Source organism: Marinobacter salexigens, assembly GCF_002806945.1.
Classification (GTDB): domain Bacteria; phylum Pseudomonadota; class Gammaproteobacteria; order Pseudomonadales; family Oleiphilaceae; genus Marinobacter; species Marinobacter salexigens.
Window position 1 is genome coordinate 468,693 of the sequence record NZ_NIHC01000001.1, and the last position, 17,075, is coordinate 485,767.

Below are 17,075 nucleotides of genomic sequence, written 5' to 3' on the forward strand. Positions count from 1 at the left end.
GAGAATCAGTTTCTCAGCGAGCCTGAGCCGATTCGTACGAGCCTCGAGAATTGGGGATCTGAATTTGGTCGTGGAGAGCGACAGTGGGCTGTCAGTCTCTTTGAACTGGGCGTTCGCTACCAAGGAGTAGAAATGTCCTTGCAGCAGCGTGGTTTGGTGGATTTGCGTATGAATGCGGATCTTGCCGAATACTGGGGGCGGATTGAGGCCGGTTTACCTCTTGATGAGGGAGCACAAATACCGGCGCGATTGAGCGTTAATGGCTTCACTGCCCTTGCATTGCGTTTTGGTTATCGTTTTACCTGGGATCGTGGGGCTTTGACCGTTGGTGCAGCAGTACTTGACGCAAAACATCTAATGACAGGTGATCTAGCGGGTGATATCCAGGTGACGAGCCCGGAAGATTACGTGTTCAGTGCACAGGTTGATTACAGTTACTACAGGGATGTGCTCTTTAATCGCCCTATAACAAACGAGCCGGCAGGTTTGGGCTGGGCCGGTGATCTTAGTGCCCAGTGGCAGCCTGATGATCGTTGGCTCTTCAGCTTAACGGTTGATGACCTTTTTGCACGAATCCGATGGAAAGACGCGCCCTATACGATTGCCAAAGGGGATTCTGATATTAAGCCTGGCGACGGCAGCAGTCTTGGAAGTGGCATTGAGGGCTATCGTGATGTTTCCCAGAGAATAGATCCTCGGTATCAGGTAGCCTCTGAGCTTTCGGAAGGCCCTTGGTCAGCACACCTGAAAGGCCAATATCAGTTCGGCTATGGGTTGGTTGGTTTTGGCGCGGGTTATAGCTACGCCAGCGGACTAGGATTGAAGGCAGTCTATTGGCCCAAATACGAAACAATCGGGATTGAAGCGGAGTACAACGGCTGGCGGGCAGGGTTAGCGGTGGATCAGTTGGAATGGCGCAAGGTGCAGTCGCTGAGTTTTAACGTGTCATATGGTTACTGACGATCCTGTATCGCGCCAGTTGAGAATCTTCTGGGAAATAGCTTTCAGTTACAGATAATGCGCACCAGAAGCTCAGATGCGCGAAAGAAGCGTTGAGGGTTCAGGCACTTCTCAAGGCATAAATCCTCAAAGCTTACTTTTTAGCGGGCCTTCTTCAGACTGGAGCAACGGCTTCTGAAAACTTAAACCAAGAAATGCCGGTTTATTGTTGGCCAGCCTCAGGCTTCGTCTCCGGCATGCTCATCAGGCTCAGCTTCTTCACCTGCGTGCTCGTCCTCATCCGACTCCTCTTCGGATTCCACTTCGTCGCCAGCGTGTTCGTCTTCACTAACGTCTTCTACGGCTTGTCCGCCGTGTTCATCTTGAGCTAGAGCAACGCCACCGAATGACATAGCAGCGAGCAGGAACATCAGAGCTATTAGAGAGTGGAGCGTTTTCATACTGTTTCTCCTGTTGGGGCAGTATTATTTACTTATACTCGCGTTAAAGATTACGAGCAACGTGTTGGTTTGGATGTTCCGGATTCTGATTTCTTGGTCGAAAGGGTTCTGTCAGCCAGGTGCTGAAAGACAGATAATCCTCTCGGCCTTCCGGAAGACCCAGTTGAGCCATTTCCTGTTCGTCTGGCTCGGCGTAGGTACCAAAAAGACGGTCCCAGACAATAAAGATAGTGGCAAAGTTGGCATCTCCGGTTCGGCGGGACACTGTATGATGGCTGGTATGGAAACGGGGCGTGACAATAAAACGTCGCAGCCTGCGTTCCCAGCGGTCTGGTAGATCAATGTTGGAATGATGAAACTGGCTGGCCAGGCTGACAGCCATTTCGAAGACAACAAAACCTGCGAGGGATGGCCCCCAAAGCGCAATCCCCCCCAGTTTTACAAAGAAGGAAATGAACAACTCGCCTGGGTGAAATCTCAGAGCTGTGGTGATGTCGACGTGTGTATCCACATGGTGAACCTTGTGAAATCGCCAGAGCAAACCAACGCGGTGATTAAAGCGGTGCCACCAGTAATCCAGCATGTCCAGCACGATAACGGTTGCGAGAATGCCACCAAGCCCGCTGTAACCAAGCAGCGGCGCCAGCCCCCAACCCTGTTCCAGTACATACTCAGTCCAGTAAAGAAACGGGGCGAGTATCACCAGCTTGAGAAGCACAGTGTTGAAAATGGCCATGGTTACATGAGTTCGCAGGCGCTTGCCCCGAGCTTCTATCCAGGGACGAGCAGAAAAAAGGGTTTCCACACCGTAGAGCAGGGCGAAGCCGAGTAAGAAGATAATGAGTTTGGCGTCGTCCATAGTCGTCTGCCCGCCTACCGGAGTAGATTGATCCGGTCGTTTACAAAGTTGTACCGGGGCTGCTGCACCCATTGGTTGTTTGATCGTACTGGGAGCTTGTGCACGTTTTCTTCGTAGACGACGAGTTCGCCATCCAGCTCCTGCAACCAGAAATCAAGATCGTAGGTCTTGTCAGGGTCGTTGATAGCGGCAAAGTTGGTGCAGGCAAAATAGAACTGGCCGTCAATCACGCGCACCGGGTCGTGAATGATTTGAAACTGAAGCTCTAGGCTTTGGCTGGTACGTGGATCTGTGATTTCGAAAACGCCAGGATTGCCGAGTGCTGTACGTTTGGCGATGTGCTCGCGCATGGCAGCTTTGATCTCGCTGGATGAAAAGCGCTTTTTGTCTGATGGCTTATCTGTTGGTGTCGATGCGGCAAGTGTTTTTGGTTCGTCGCTCACCTCTGCGTCGGCTAGGCTCTCAGGGGGAGTGGTTTCGCTCGTATCGCCGCTGCAGCGGGCAAGGGCGAGCACCAGAATAACAGGTAGTGCAATCCAGGCTTTGTTGGTGAGCCATGTCGATCTTGAGGTTTGCATAGGCTATTGCCTCGAAGCTGCTCTTTAAGAACTCCTGATTTTTTATAGTGGCATTGTTTGAGGCGGTTGTCGCGTTGTGTGGTTTCAGCTCCCATGCAACGAAGTTGAGATGGACATGCAATGTATAAAAAACCGGGGCAAGCCCCGGTTCAGGAATCGTTAGTGAACAACGGCATCAGCCGTTCTTCATCGCCTCAAACTCATCCTCAAAGAAAAACTTCTCCTCGCCAAACGCCGGCTCCAGCTCATGCAACCAGGTGGCGGTTTCGCTGTACTTGGCGAAGAAAGGACGCTGTACCCAGTCCGGGTTGCGGCCCTGCAGGAAGCGCAGTACAAAGACTTTCTCGCCAGCGACCTCTGCAATGCCCTGAACTTCAACCTTGCCGGGGCCTGCACTCATGCTGGGGCCGCGGGCGGTGCGGGCCAGGCCGCTGACTTTTTTCATGGCTTCGCGGTAAATGTTAAACGCTTCGGCCAGGGGCACTTCAAAGTAGTTCTTGGCGCCTGTGTCCCGCTCTACAAACATGTAGTAGGGAATGATGCCCAGCTGTACTTCTTTTTTCCAAAGCTTGGCCCAGTCGTCGGCGTTGTCGTTTACGTGTTTGATCAACGGGCCCTGCGCGCGGATTTCCGCACCTGTGGCGCGAATGCGGCGGATAGCTTCTTCGGCAATGTCGGTGGTGATTTCCTGCCAGTGGTTGTAGTGGGCCATGATGGCAATGTGCTTGCCGGCATCCACAAGCCTGGCGAACAGATCGATCAGCTCGTCTGCATCCTTATCGGTCACAAAACGGTAAGGCCAGAAGGTCAAAGCCTTGGTGCCAATACGAATAGTCTGGATGTGGTCGAATTCCGGCTGTAGCAGCGGCTCAAGGTACTGCGCCAGGCTCTTGGTTTTCATCACCATGGGGTCGCCACCGGTCACCAGTAAATCCGTTACTTCAGTGTGCTCCTGCAGATAACCATGCAGCTTGTTGGCTTCGGTGCTCGACATCTTCAGGTCTTTATCGCCTACAAACTGCGCCCAGCGGAAACAGAAGGTGCAATAAGAGTGGCAGGTCTGGCCCTGAGCCGGGAAAAACAGCACGGTCTCGCGGTATTTATGTTGCACACCGTCGAGCACTTCGCCTTCCAGTTCCGGCATGTTCATTTCCATCTGGCCAGCCGGGTGCGGGTTCAGATCGTCGCGGATCTCTTTTGCTACCGCTTGAATCTCTTTTTTCTCCGCACCTTCCCGGTGCAGTTTTGCCATGCGGTCAAAGTGCTCGTCTTTGAGCATGCCTTTTTGCGGGAAAACCAGCTGATAGATGGGGTCGTTGGGTACCTTGTCCCAGTTGATCAGTTCGTTGATCACATACTCGTTCACCCGGAAAGGCAGCACACTGGCCACTACTTTCATTTCAAACAGAGCCTCTTCCGGGAGGTTCTGAATGATTTCGATTTTATCTAGCTGGCGGTCTGTATAAACCTTGAAGCGTCGCTCCTCGAATTCTGTAGTGGGAATTCGGTTAGGAAAGGTGACGATTGAATTCATGGTTCGCCCTCTGTGGTTAAAAGTATGAAATGTCAGGAGGGCAAAAGTAGCGCCGCTCCGGTGGTCAAAAAATGGGCAGGCGAGTATACATAAATTGTTGTTTAGTTTCAGGTCTAATTAAAAAAGCGCGTAATAAAAATTCACTATTCTGAGCATGTGTTTTTAAGTCATTGAGTTTAAAGGGTTGTTTCTGTTTGTGGGTTTGGGTGAGTTGCGTGGAGATCGTTTAGCACGGTAATTAATAGGGATGTTTCTATAACTAAGACGTTGGTCTGAGTTTGGTTGTTTGACCCGGGTAAAAAAGGCACTATTGCGTAACTAATCGTAAATAGTTTTGCGTTTTTCAAGGTTGTTTCAAATTTCTAAAGGGTTTCGGTTGGTTTTGGTAGTAAAACTACTACAGAATGAAGTGCCCGCTCTGAGGGAGAAAGCCAGTTTTTCGCAACAGGCCGGCAATCGTTTTGGAAGCAGGCAGTAAAACTATAAAAGCTGTTCTATGCTTGGTGAATGCAATGTGTACCCTTGGTTGGTACTTCGTCAGGTAGAAGAAACAGTAGTCAAGAAGCTGAATCGGTTGTTTTTATAGCTTGAATTTTACCGCATGCGCAGTTGCCGCGACCGGCGGCTGCAGCACTTTTGAATGCGAAGGGGGAGGTTTGATGTACCAGGATGATGATCCCATTGAAACGAGCGAATGGCTTGATGCACTTGAGTCGCTCATGGAAAACGAAGGCATAGAGCGGGTTAAGTACATTCTGGAGCGCCTTTCTGAGCGCGCAAGCCGGGATGGCACCGAGTTGCCTTATTCAATTACCACGCCGTTCCGCAATACCATTCCGGCAACCCAGGAAGCGCGTATGCCGGGCGACCTGTTTATGGAGCGTCGGATACGTTCGCTGATCCGCTGGAACGCCATGGCTATGGTGGTGCGGGCCAACAAACGCCCGGGTGATCTGGGTGGCCATATTTCCACCTTCTCATCAGCTGCCACGCTTTACGATATTGGTTTTAACTATTTTTTCCACGGCGGTGATGAAAAGCGTGAATCCGACCTGGTTTATTTTCAGGGGCACGCGGCTCCGGGTAATTATGCGCGGTCTTTTCTGGAAGGCAGGTTTACAGAAGAGCAGCTTGATAAGTATCGGGAGGAAGTGGATGGCGACGGCCTTTCTTCCTATCCGCACCCCTGGTTGATGCCGGATTACTGGCAGTTCCCCACCGTATCCATGGGGCTTGGGCCGATTCAGGCCATTTATCAGGCTCACGTGATGAAGTATCTGGACAGCCGCGAACTTGTTGAAATGGGTGATCGCAAGGTTTGGTGCTTTGTGGGTGATGGTGAGACCGACGAGCCAGAAACCCTCGGGTGTATCTCAAAGGCCGGCCGGGAAAATCTCGACAACCTGGTGTTCGTGGTGAACTGTAACCTGCAACGCCTTGATGGCCCGGTGCGAGGTAACGGCAAGATTATTCAGGAGCTGGAAGGCGCGTTTCGCGGCTCTGGCTGGAATGTTATCAAGGTGGTCTGGGGCCGGGTGTGGGATACCCTGTTTGATCAGGATGAAAGCGGCATTATGCAGCGCGCCATGGATGAGATTTGCGATGGTGATTTGCAGAACTTCACCCATAATGGCCCGGCATATACCCGTAAGCATTTCTTCGGGAAGTACCCCCAGCTGGCCAAGCTGGTGGAAGATTGGACTGACGAAGACATCAACAAGCTAAACCGGGGTGGTCACGACCCTTATAAGGTTTATGCCGCATACAAAAAGGCAGCAACGGAAGCAAACGGCAAGCCAACGGTCATTCTCGCCCACACCATCAAAGGTTACGGTTTTGGTGCGGCCGGAGAGTCCCAGAATACAGCCCACTCCCTGAAAAAACTGGATATTGAAACCCTGAAGGCATTTCGCGATCGCTTTGCGATTCCGTTGAAGGACGAAGAGCTGGAAGATGTACCTTATTACCGCCCAGCGCCCGATAGCCCCGAGCTGGTGTATATGAACAAGCGGCGGCAAGAATTGGGCGGCTTCTACCCCCGCCGCCGCAAGGATTGCCAGCCCCTCAAGATTCCCGAGCTGGATATTTTCAAGTCCGTTCTGGAAGGCTCGAATGGGCGGGAAATTTCTACAACCATGGCGTTTGTGCGTTTGCTGGGCGCATTGGTTAAAGACAAGCGCATTGGCAAGCGGATTGTGCCGATTGTGCCGGATGAGGCCCGGACCTTCGGTATGGAAGGTATGTTCCGCCAGTTGGGAATCTACACCTCTGAGGGCCAGAAATACGTACCTCAGGACCGGGAACAGATCATGTATTACCGGGAGGACAAAAAAGGGCAGATTCTGCAAGAAGGTATTAACGAGGGCGGTGCTATGGCTGCGTGGATGGCAGCAGCCACCTCCTACAGCAATAACAACTTCCCGCTGATTCCCTTCTATGCCTTCTACTCTATGTTTGGTTTCCAGCGTGTGGGTGATCTGGCCTGGGCTTCAGGTGATATCCAGGCGCGCGGCTTCCTGATTGGGGGTACCGCAGGGCGCACCACGCTGAACGGAGAAGGCCTGCAGCATCAGGATGGCCATAGCCATGTGTTGGCGAACACCATACCTAACTGTAAGGCATATGACCCTGCCTTTGGTTATGAAATGGCGGTGGTGATTCACCATGGTTTGAAGGAGATGTTCGAAGAGAACAAAAGCGTTTTCTACTACATCACCATGGAAAACGAGAACTATGAACAGCCAGCCATGCCTAAGGGCGTGGAAGACGACATCATCAAGGGCATGTACAAGTTCGAGTCTGTGGAAGTCAAAGGCGGCAAGAAAAAGCTGCGTGTACAGCTACTGGGTGCAGGTGCAATCCTCAATGAAGTGCGAGCAGCGGCTCAGATGCTGAAAGATGATTGGGGCGTTGCCTCGGATGTCTGGAGCGTGACCAGCTTTAACGAGCTTGCCCGTGATGGTCAGCACGTTGAGCGCTGGAATCTGTTGCACCCGGATGATAAGCCCCGCAAGGCTTTCGTCGCTCAGTGTCTGGAGAAGCAGGCAGGCCCTGTTGTGTCGTCTACAGACTATGTCAAGCTGCACTCCGAGCAACTGCGGGCGTTCATCCCCAAAACCTTCCTGACATTGGGTACAGACGGTTTTGGTCGCAGTGATACCCGCGAGAAGCTGAGAAGCTTCTTCGAAGTGGATCGCTATTACGTAACGGTAGCCGCCCTGTCTGCCCTGGCCAAAGATGGCGAGGTTAAGGAAGATCAGGTTCTTGAGGCCATGCGCAAGTACGGTATCGATCGTAACAAAACGAACCCGGCGCACTGCTAAGGAGACCGTCATGAGTGAACAGGAAATTAAAGTTCCCGATCTCGGCGGGGCAGATGAAGTTGAGGTGATCGAGATTCTGGTCAGCCCTGGCGATACGGTTGAGGCGGAAGACTCCATTCTGACGGTTGAAACTGACAAGGCTTCAGTAGAGTTACCGTCCCCCGGAGCTGGCAAGATCACCAAACTCTCCGTGAAGGTGGGAGACAAAGTAAAAGAAGGCGACGTGGTAGCCATGATGGAGACCGACGGCGCAGCGAGCGCGGCTGATGATGAGCCAGAGGCTGAAGCTGAAAGTGAGCCTGCTTCCGACAATAAGCCCGAGCCCGAAGAGAGCAAGCCGGAGCCCAAGAAAAAATCTGGCGGCTCCCGCAAGGAAACAGTGCTGGTCCCGCCTCTGGATGGCATGGAAGATGTGCCGGTTATTGAAGTCAACGTTGCCGAGGGCGATACCCTTGAAGTAGATGCATCTTTGGTTACTGTTGAATCCGATAAGGCATCCATGGATATACCGTCTCCTTATGCCGGCAAGGTGGTCAAGATTCTGGTGGCCGAAGGCGATAAGTTGTCTGAGGGCGACAAGCTTCTGGAAATGATGGTTACCGTTGACGGCGACGAGGAAGAAGAGGCGCAGGACGAGGCGCCTGCGGACACTGCTGAGAAATCGAACTCCGGGCCAGATGAAAAATCCTCGAAAGAGGCAGAGGTACAGCCGCAGAGTTCAACCTACGAGCCGCTTTCTCCGGGTGCCAAAGTTCATGCCGGCCCGGCTGTTCGTAAACTGGCCCGCGAGCTGGGTGCAGATATGACACGCATCAAGGGGTCTGGCCCGAAAAGCCGGATTCTCAAAGACGATGTGCATGATTATGTGAAGAACCAGTTGCAACAGGCGCAGCAGGGAAGCCCGGGTGGTGGTGCTGGCTCCGGAATACCGGGAGTGAAGCTGCCAGATTTCAGCCAGTTTGGCGACGTAGAAAGAGAGCCCATGTCGCGGATGATGGCGGTAACGGCCACCAACATGCAGCGCAGCTGGCTGAACGTACCCCATGTTACCCAGTTTGAAGATGCAGACATCTCCGACATGGAGGCATTCCGTAAATCCCAGAAAACGGCCGGTGAGAAGAAAGGCGTGAAGATGACGCCTTTGCCGTTCATTCTGAAGGCCTGTGCAGTTGCGCTGGCAGAGTTGCCGCAGTTCAACGTGTCTCTGGATATGGAGCGCAAAGAGGTTGTTCACAAGCAGTTCATTCACATTGGTATTGCAGTGGATACGCCTAACGGGCTGATGGTGCCGGTGATTCGTGATGTGGATCAGAAGGGCCTATGGGAGCTGGCGGCCGAAAGCGCCGAACTTGCCCAGAAAGCCCGGGACAGGAAACTGAAACCAGCAGAAATGCAGGGTGCCTGCTTTACCATCACAAGCTTGGGCGGCATAGGCGGTACGGCATTCACGCCAATTGTGAATACCCCTGAGGTGGCGATTCTTGGGGTTTCCAGGGCGGCCATGAAGCCTGTGTGGGATGGTAGCGAGTTTCAGCCGCGGCTAATGCTGCCGCTGTCGTTGTCCTACGATCACCGTGCAGTGAATGGCGCTGATGCGGCGCGGTTTACCACCTTGCTCAGTCAGCTGCTTGGGGATATTCGTACCCTGCTGCTTTGATGGCCGATAGATCCGCCACCCCAGCCTTTGAAGTCCGGGGTGGCGGTGTGAGGCAAGGTAAGCCAGTAATACTGACCCAGCGCAATGAACGCAGTGCCAAACCCGCTAGGCTATTCGGATTTAGTCTGCAGGTATCGAATGTATGAGCACACAACTGGATCTCGCGGCAATTATCTACGACAACGATGAGCAGCCCGTAGATAAATTGTTGCACAAGGTGGCAGCCACACTTAATAGCCATGGTGACCGGGTCGCAGGTTTGGCCATGGCGTTGAATGACCAGGGTTTGCGGCGAGAGCCCATGGCGCTTCAGGATCTCGAAACGGGTAAGGAATACTCCATTGCCCAGGACCTGGGGAAAGAATCGCAATCCTGCTGCCTCGATCCTTACGGGCTTGCGGATGCAACCAGCGTATTGCGCGCTTTGCTGCAACAGCCGCCCCGGTTGGCTGTCGTGAACCGGTTCGGGCAACAGGAAATTGAAGGCAAGGGCTGTCGCGCCGAGTTTATTCAGTTAATTGAGGCAGGCATACCGGTTTTAACGGTTGTTAAGCGCAAGTTCCTCTCGCAGTGGCATGAATTTAGTGGCGGGCAGGCGGCGGATTTGCCATTTTCAGAGGAGGCGGTCTTGCAATGGTGTGATGAGGTTGTCCAGAGGCAATAGCGCCGGATGTGCTTAGGCCTGAAGTGGCGTAGTATAAGGCATTAATCCGCACACCTACTTACTTGCCTGTGCCGGCAACTCCACTATTTTTATAGGCTTAACTGCTTTTCCGAGAGAGATCTATGAACAAAGAACCTGTCAGCCGCGAACTGTTTGATGAAGTGATGGTACCCAATTACGCTCCGGGTTCGATTATACCTGTGCGAGGTGAGGGTTCCCGAATATGGGATCAGGACGGGCGCGAGTTTATAGATCTTCAGGGTGGCATTGCGGTGAGCTGCCTCGGGCATTCACATCCGGGGCTGGTTGGCGCCCTGGTGGAGCAGGCAGAGAAAATCTGGCACCTCTCCAACGTGATGACCAATGAGCCAGCGTTGCGTTTGGCCAAAACCCTGTGCGACCTGACATTCGCAGAACGGGTGTTTTTCGCAAACTCCGGTGGAGAGGCTAACGAGGCCGCTTTCAAGCTGGCACGCCGTTATGGTTGGGAGCACACAGGCCCGGAGAAGCATGAAATTATCTCCTTCAAAGGCGCTTTCCACGGCCGCACACTGTTTACTGTGAGTGTGGGTGGCCAGGCGAAATACCTGGAAGGGTTCGAGCCTGCTCCGGGAGGCATCCACCACGCAGACTTTAACGATCTGGAATCCGTCAAAAAGCTGATCTCCAAGGAAAAGACGTGTGCTGTGGTTGTGGAGCCGATTCAGGGTGAGAGCGGTGTGGTTCCAGCCGACCCTGAGTTTTTGGAAGGCTTGCGCAAGCTCTGTGATGACAACGATGCCTTGCTGGTTTTTGACGAAGTACAATCTGGCGTTGGCCGCACTGGCCATCTTTATGCCTATCAGATGTACGATGTGGTGCCAGACATTCTCACCAGCGCCAAAGGTTTGGGTGGGGGCTTCCCGGTAGCCGCCATGCTGACGACCGCCAAAATTGCAGCCAGCCTTGGCGTTGGCACTCACGGCAGCACCTATGGCGGCAATGCACTGGCCTGTGCCGTTGCCCAGAAGGTGATTGATACCGTGAGCCAGCCCGAGATCCTCAAGGGTGTTAAGGCCCGTGCTGAACACCTGCGCAAAGGCATGAAGGATATCGGCGAGCGCCATGGAATTTTCAGTGACGTTCGCGGTGCCGGGCTTTTGTTGGGATGCGTACTGACCGAACAATGGAAGGGAAAGGCCAAGGACTTTCTCAACGCGGGTCTGGATGAAGGTGTGATGGTTTTGGTTGCAGGCGCCGATGTGATTCGGCTGGCGCCTTCGCTGATCATTCCGGATACTGATATCGATGAGGCGCTTGAGCGCTTTGAAGCGGCGGTGAAAAAGCTGACCGCCTAGGAGCTTTTATGTGGCTGGTACGTCCGGCACTGCCGGATGACGTGAACCAGATACTGGAGATTGCAGGCGCGGCGGGTTCAGAGACCGCCCGCCTGTCATCCACGCTGCCCAGGCAGCGTGAAGCGCTTGCCGAAAAAATATCCCACTCGTTAACCTCTCTCGCCGGTAAAACCATTGCTGGCGGCCCCTTGCCACGATTTCTGTTCGTTTTAGAAGACACTGCCACAGGCAAAGTTCATGGCACGGCGGGTATTGATGCCCGTGCGGGCAATGGCCAACCGTTTTATAACTACCGCCGGGATGCGCTGATTCATGCCTCTCACGAACTTGGCATCTCAAGCCGGGTAGACGTACTTTATCCAAGCCACGGCTTGACCGATCACACACTGCTTTGTTCGTTTTCCATAACACCTGAATTGCGCAATACGGAAGCCTTTGAGCTCTTGTCCAGAGCCCGAATCCTGTTTATTGCCGGGCACCGCGACTGGTTTACTCATCGCATTGCTGTGGAAATTCAGGGTGTTCAGCTTGCGGATGGCAGCGTGCCCTTCTGGGACAGCTTGGGTCGTCACTTTTTCAATATGGATTTTGAAACGGCTGATCGGCACTCTGGCACGCTCAGTAAAACCTTTATTGCGGAGCTTATGCCTCCGCATCCAGTGTATGTCACTTTGCTTTCCGAGTCGGCTCAGGCGGCGTTAGGGCAGCCCCATGAGCTCACTGTGCCGAACCTCGAACTGCTCCAGAGGGAGGGGTTCCAGGCTGGCTGTTATCTGGATATTTTTGACGGTGGCCCGGTATTGGAAGCGCGTACCGATGCCCTGCACACGTTGGTAACCAGCCAGCCCAAAGCTCTTCACGGTGCTGTCGATGATGCCGGTGGTGGGAACGGAGACCTTTGCCTGATTGCAGCGGGCGAGGGTGCCAGCTTCCGTTGCACCCTGGCCCGTGTTTCCGGAACGCTTGAGGGAACCCTCAAGGTGCCGGTGAAAACCTGGGAGTTGCTAGGAAAAACAGCGGGTGACGAAGTGAGGGTTGCGCCATGTTAGTCATCCGGCCGCTCCAGCAAAGTGACCTTGAAGACCTATACGCCATGGCGCAGAACGCGGGTAAGGGGTTAACCTCATTACCGGCCGATCGTGACCTGTTACAAAGCAAGATCAACCACGCGCAGGAAACCTTCAATCAGCGCTGTGCGCCGGAAGCCGGGCTGTATCTGTTTGCCCTGGAAGATACGGAGACAGGGAAAGCCGTGGGCATCAGCGGAATCCAGGCCCGGGTAGGGCTGGATGAGGTGTTCTACAACTATCGGCTTAGTGTGACCGTAAACGCCTCTAAAGAGCTGGGCGTGCATGTGCGTACGCCAACGCTGCACCTTTCAAACGATATGACAGACATTAGCGAGATCTGCTCGTTGTTGCTCTCCAGCGAATACCACGGTGGTGGCAATGGCTTGCTGCTATCCCGCTGTCGCTTCATGTTTCTTGACGAGTTTCGAAAGCACTTCTCTGAAAAAGTATTTGCAGAAATGCGCGGTGTGTCTGACGAGCAGGGCATGAGCCCGCTATGGGATGCACTGGGCAGCAAGTTTTTTGATATGGAATTCATAGAAGCCGACATGCTGTCCGGGCTTGGCAATAAATCGTTTATCGCGGAGCTGATGCCCAAGTACCCGATTTACCTGCCCATGCTGCCAGATTCGGCGCGGGCAGTTATCGGCCGGGTTCATGGCAATACCGCTCCGGCGCTGACCATGCTGAAGGCTGAAGGGTTCAACTTTAATGGCATGGTAGACATCTTTGATGGCGGCCCGGTGGTTGAGGCATTCGTACACACCATTCGCACCGTACGAGACAGCGTTAACCGCTATGCCTCGGTGACCCGAAAAGCCATTGATCTTGATGTGCCGGCGGATAAGCGGGTGATGATTTCCAACCGGTCATTCCGCAACTTCCGGGTAACAACGGTACCGGCCAGTTGCGTTGACATAGATACAGTCAGCATAACGCCGGAAGTGGCAGCCGCCTTGCAGATTGAGTCGGGGGATCCGGTTCGGCTGGCCCCGCTTAAAGAAAGGTCCCAGGTACCGGCGAAAGAAAATACAGCAAGCTAAAAACATACAATTCCAGCACCAGGAGAGTGAGTAATATGGCAAACCTGACAGGCGAACTGTTTATTGGCGGGCTTTGGCTTCAAGGCCATGGGCCCGCGTTTGAGTCTGTTCAGCCCGTTACCGGAAGTGCCGTATGGCAGGGTTCAGGGGCCAGCCTGGCAGATGTGGATGCAGCCGTGCGCAGTGCGCGGGATGCTTTCCTGAAGTGGCGGCGCAAGAGCTTTGCCGAACGCCTGGCGGTGGTTGAGGCGTTTGCAGAGTTGCTGGACGCAAACAAGGAAGAGTTGGCGTACCAGATTGGTCTGGAAACCGGCAAGCCTCTGTGGGAGTCCCGCACGGAAGTAGCCGCCATGGCCGGGAAAATCGGCATTTCTGTGAAAGCCTATAAGGATCGAACCGGGCATTCCGAATCAGATGTTGCGGGTGGCCATGCAGTGCTTCGTCATAAGCCCCACGGGGTGGTTGCTGTGTTTGGCCCCTACAACTTCCCTGGCCATCTCCCAAATGGCCATATTGTGCCGGCGCTGTTAGCGGGCAATACGGTTGTATTCAAGCCCAGTGAGCTGACTCCCGGCGTGGCGGAGTTCACGGTGAAACTGTGGGAAAAAGCTGGCCTGCCTGATGGTGTAATCAACTTGCTCCAGGGTGCTGCGGATTCGGGTAAGTCTCTTGCGGCCCACCCAGCGATTGATGGTTTGTTCTTCACCGGCAGTTCCATGGTGGGTCATAAACTGCACGAGCAACTGGGTGGCCAGCCGGAGAAGATTCTTGCTCTGGAAATGGGCGGTAACAACCCGCTGATTGTTCAGGATGTTGCGGACATTGATGGTGCGGTCCATCACGCTCTGCAGTCAGCGTTTCTGTCCGCTGGCCAGCGCTGCACTTGTGCCCGAAGACTGCTGGTGCCAAAAGGCAGGAAGGGCGACGAGTTTCTGGATCGCCTTGTGGCTGTTTCTGCACGGATTCATGTGGGAGAGTTTGATGACAAACCCCAGCCGTTTATGGGGTCGGTGATTTCTGCACAGGCGGCGGAAAAGCTATTGGCTGCCCAAGCCGGTATGTTGGAGAAAGGCGGGAAGTCCTTGCTGGAAATGAAACAGCTCAAGCCAGGCACCGGCCTTCTTTCTCCGGGCATTGTGGACGTGACCGGGCTGGAGTTGCCTGATGAAGAGTTCTTTGGGCCGCTTTTGACTGTCTACCGGTACAAGGGTTTTGATGATGCTCTGGAGCTGGCTAATAACACCCGCTATGGGCTTTCTGCAGGCCTGCTTTCAGACGACAGAAAGCTCTACGAACGATTGTTGGAAGAGGCAAGGGCAGGCATTGTTAATTGGAATCGTCCTTTGACTGGCGCCAGCAGTGCCGCGCCCTTTGGAGGAGTGGGCGCTAGCGGAAATCACCGGGCCAGCGCCTATTACGCGGCGGATTACTGCGCCTGGCCTATGGCCTCTCTTGAGGCAGGTAAGAGCGAAGTGCCCGAAAGCCTGGCGCCGGGCCTTAACTTCGATTCCTGATTGGAAACGTTGAGATTTATTCCCTGAATCCGGATGGATGGAATACCAAGACATGGCAAAACATGCGGTAGAAGCAAACTTTGATGGCCTGGTTGGCCCCACCCACAATTATGCGGGCTTGTCTTGGGGTAACGTGGCCTCGAAATCCAATGTGAACGCGGTGTCCAACCCCCGGGAGGCTGCACTGCAAGGGTTGGCAAAAATGAAGCGCCTGGCAGACCGGGGTTATATTCAGGGGGTTCTGCCACCCCATGAGCGCCCCCATATACCCACACTGGAAGCGCTCGGATTCAACGGTACGGATGCGCAGATCCTGGCGCAGGCAGCCAAATCCAGCCCATCGATCCTTGCGGCTGTGGCTTCAGCATCCTCCATGTGGACAGCCAATGCGGCCACAGTTTCACCCAGTGCCGATACAGATGACCACAGGGTGCATTTCACGCCGGCTAATTTAAGTGCCAAGTTCCACCGCTCCATTGAGCACCGGGTAACCGGCCGCATGCTCAAATCTATCTTCGCGGACGAGGGGTATTTTGCCCATCACCCGGCGCTGCCTTCGGTCAACCACTTCGGTGATGAAGGCGCCGCCAACCACACCCGGCTTTGCGGCAGGTATGGTGAGCCGGGGGTGGAGCTGTTTGTGTATGGCCAGATAGCATTCAACGAACAGGCACCTGCTCCGAAAAAATACCCGGCCCGGCAAACGCTTGAGGCCTCACAAGCTATCGCCCGCCTACATGGTCTGAAAGATGGGCATCTGGTATTTGCCCAGCAAAATCCGGCGGCCATTGATGCGGGTGTGTTTCATAACGACGTTATCGCTGTGGGCAACGGGAACACACTGTTCTATCACGAACAGGCGTTTCTTGATGAACAGCGTATGCTATCAGATATTCGCGCCCGGCTTACAGGTGTTGAGCTGGAAACTGTTCGGGTAAGCAGTGCGGATGTGCCCATCGCAGATGCGGTCGCTTCATACCTGTTCAACAGTCAGTTGTTGAATGCGCCCGATGGCATGCTGCTGGCGGTTCCGGGTGAGTGCAGGGACGTGCCCACTGTGAGCAAGTATCTGGATAAGTTGCTGGCCTCTGGCGGGCCAATTACCTCGGTGGAAGTGTTTGATGTGAAGCAGTCCATGCGCAACGGTGGCGGTCCGGCCTGCCTGCGCTTGCGTGTGGTTCTGAATGATGATGAGCTAAAGGCCATGCACCGGGGTGTCATCCTGACCGATGCGCTCTATGAGCGCCTGATCACCTGGGTTGAAACCCATTACCGCAGTGAGCTCGCCCGGGAAGATCTGGCCGACCCCATGCTGCTGGAGGAAGTGCGCAAAGCGCTGGATGAACTGACCGGGATTCTGGGATTAGGCTCTATTTACGACTTCCAGATGTAACAGCTTTCTCCGTTGCTTATAAGAGCAGTATCAGGGTGCCGAAATCGAAGAAGCCAGCATGTCCATAGTATGTCGGATCAGGCTCTCAGCCGGGAAGTTGTCGCCACTCTCGCTGGCTTCAGACTGACACAGCAAGAGGGCGCCGTGCAGCGCCCCCCGCAGGTAGAGAGCGGTCTGCTCAGGGCTGTGAATACGTTGACGGCTCATAGTGCCGTCTTCCAGGCCCAATTCAATAGCTTCAGTCATAAGCGCCATCAAGTCTGTCTTTGAGCAAAGCATTTCCTTGGCTTGCGCTTCATCTGCCTCAGCCATGGCAGTCGAGGCTTTGGTGAGGGCAGAGAAGTAGTCTGGTTCGTCCAGATAGAAGCGATAATAAGATTCCCCCATGGCGCGTATCTGTGCCAGCCCCGTATCGGCAGTCTGCTGTGCCCTCCTGAAGCGTTCATATAAACTGTGACCCGCACGCAGCATGATGCCCCGCTGAATCGCCGCCTTATCCTTGAAGTAAACGTACAGCAGGGCCCGGCTCAGGCTTGCGGTGCGTGCAATATCATCCATGGAGGTGCGTTCGTAGCCCTTGTCCGAAAAGGCCAGCTCTGCAGCATCCAGAATCGTGTCGTAGCGGGCCTGTTTCTCCCGTTCACGGCGTGTTTTCAGCAGTTCAGTCATCCGGCCCTCACGTCAGGTTCTTTCAATGTTTATC

At 54.1% G+C, this 17,075-nt stretch carries 14 protein-coding genes; 9 read left to right on the plus strand and 5 right to left on the minus strand.

Annotated elements, in window-relative coordinates; genetic code table 11:
* Positions 1-132: 132 nt before the first annotated feature.
* Positions 133-960: a DUF5723 family protein gene (locus tag CDH47_RS02180; RefSeq protein WP_153045454.1), complete on the plus strand. Its 828-nt coding sequence runs from the start codon at positions 133-135 to the stop codon at positions 958-960.
* A 218-nt stretch (positions 961-1,178) separates the two neighbouring features.
* Here the strand turns inward: CDH47_RS02180 and CDH47_RS02185 are convergent, their stop codons facing one another.
* The 4 genes from CDH47_RS02185 to CDH47_RS02200 form a co-directional block, all read right to left on the minus strand.
* Complete coding sequence (locus CDH47_RS02185; RefSeq protein WP_100638182.1) at positions 1,179-1,400, minus strand: hypothetical protein; 222 nt, start codon at positions 1,398-1,400, stop codon at positions 1,179-1,181.
* Positions 1,401-1,443: 43 nt separating this feature from the next.
* The gene (locus CDH47_RS02190; RefSeq protein ID WP_161494469.1) at positions 1,444-2,259 is read right to left on the minus strand and encodes a sterol desaturase family protein; all 816 of its coding nucleotides are present in this window, start codon (positions 2,257-2,259) and stop codon (positions 1,444-1,446) included.
* Between the two features lie 14 nt (positions 2,260-2,273).
* Positions 2,274-2,837: a hypothetical protein gene (locus CDH47_RS02195; protein ID WP_100638184.1), complete on the minus strand. Its 564-nt coding sequence runs from the start codon at positions 2,835-2,837 to the stop codon at positions 2,274-2,276.
* Between the two features lie 175 nt (positions 2,838-3,012).
* Entirely contained in the window at positions 3,013-4,371 is a 1,359-nt protein-coding gene (locus CDH47_RS02200; RefSeq protein ID WP_100638185.1) for a KamA family radical SAM protein, read from the minus strand.
* Between the two features lie 659 nt (positions 4,372-5,030).
* Here CDH47_RS02200 and aceE point away from each other — a divergent pair.
* From aceE to astB, 8 genes are all read left to right on the plus strand, one after another.
* Positions 5,031-7,694 (plus strand): pyruvate dehydrogenase (acetyl-transferring), homodimeric type, encoded by a 2,664-nt coding sequence (gene aceE, locus CDH47_RS02205; protein ID WP_100638186.1) that lies wholly within the window; start codon positions 5,031-5,033, stop codon positions 7,692-7,694.
* A 10-nt stretch (positions 7,695-7,704) separates the two neighbouring features.
* Complete coding sequence (gene aceF, locus CDH47_RS02210) at positions 7,705-9,351, plus strand: dihydrolipoyllysine-residue acetyltransferase (protein ID WP_100638187.1); 1,647 nt, start codon at positions 7,705-7,707, stop codon at positions 9,349-9,351.
* 142 nt (positions 9,352-9,493) lie between these two features.
* Positions 9,494-10,015 carry a DUF2478 domain-containing protein gene (locus CDH47_RS02215; RefSeq protein WP_100638188.1) on the plus strand — a complete coding sequence of 174 codons (522 nt, stop codon included), beginning with the start codon at positions 9,494-9,496 and terminating at the stop codon, positions 10,013-10,015.
* 122 nt (positions 10,016-10,137) lie between these two features.
* Entirely contained in the window at positions 10,138-11,352 is a 1,215-nt protein-coding gene (locus tag CDH47_RS02220; protein WP_100638189.1) for an aspartate aminotransferase family protein, read from the plus strand.
* 8 nt (positions 11,353-11,360) lie between these two features.
* The gene (locus tag CDH47_RS02225) at positions 11,361-12,401 is read left to right on the plus strand and encodes an arginine N-succinyltransferase (RefSeq protein ID WP_100638190.1); all 1,041 of its coding nucleotides are present in this window, start codon (positions 11,361-11,363) and stop codon (positions 12,399-12,401) included.
* Positions 12,395-13,465 carry an arginine N-succinyltransferase gene (gene astA / locus CDH47_RS02230; protein ID WP_100638191.1) on the plus strand — a complete coding sequence of 357 codons (1,071 nt, stop codon included), beginning with the start codon at positions 12,395-12,397 and terminating at the stop codon, positions 13,463-13,465. The genes CDH47_RS02225 and astA overlap by 7 nt, the downstream gene beginning before the upstream one ends.
* A gap of 35 nt (positions 13,466-13,500) precedes the next feature.
* A complete protein-coding gene (gene astD, locus CDH47_RS02235) occupies positions 13,501-14,979 on the plus strand; it encodes a succinylglutamate-semialdehyde dehydrogenase (RefSeq protein ID WP_100638192.1) in 1,479 nt (492 codons plus the stop codon).
* Between the two features lie 52 nt (positions 14,980-15,031).
* Positions 15,032-16,372: an N-succinylarginine dihydrolase gene (astB, locus tag CDH47_RS02240; protein ID WP_100638193.1), complete on the plus strand. Its 1,341-nt coding sequence runs from the start codon at positions 15,032-15,034 to the stop codon at positions 16,370-16,372.
* A gap of 30 nt (positions 16,373-16,402) precedes the next feature.
* Here astB and CDH47_RS02245 read toward each other — a convergent pair whose 3' ends face one another.
* Complete coding sequence (locus CDH47_RS02245; protein WP_100638194.1) at positions 16,403-17,041, minus strand: TetR/AcrR family transcriptional regulator; 639 nt, start codon at positions 17,039-17,041, stop codon at positions 16,403-16,405.
* Positions 17,042-17,075 lie beyond the last annotated feature (34 nt).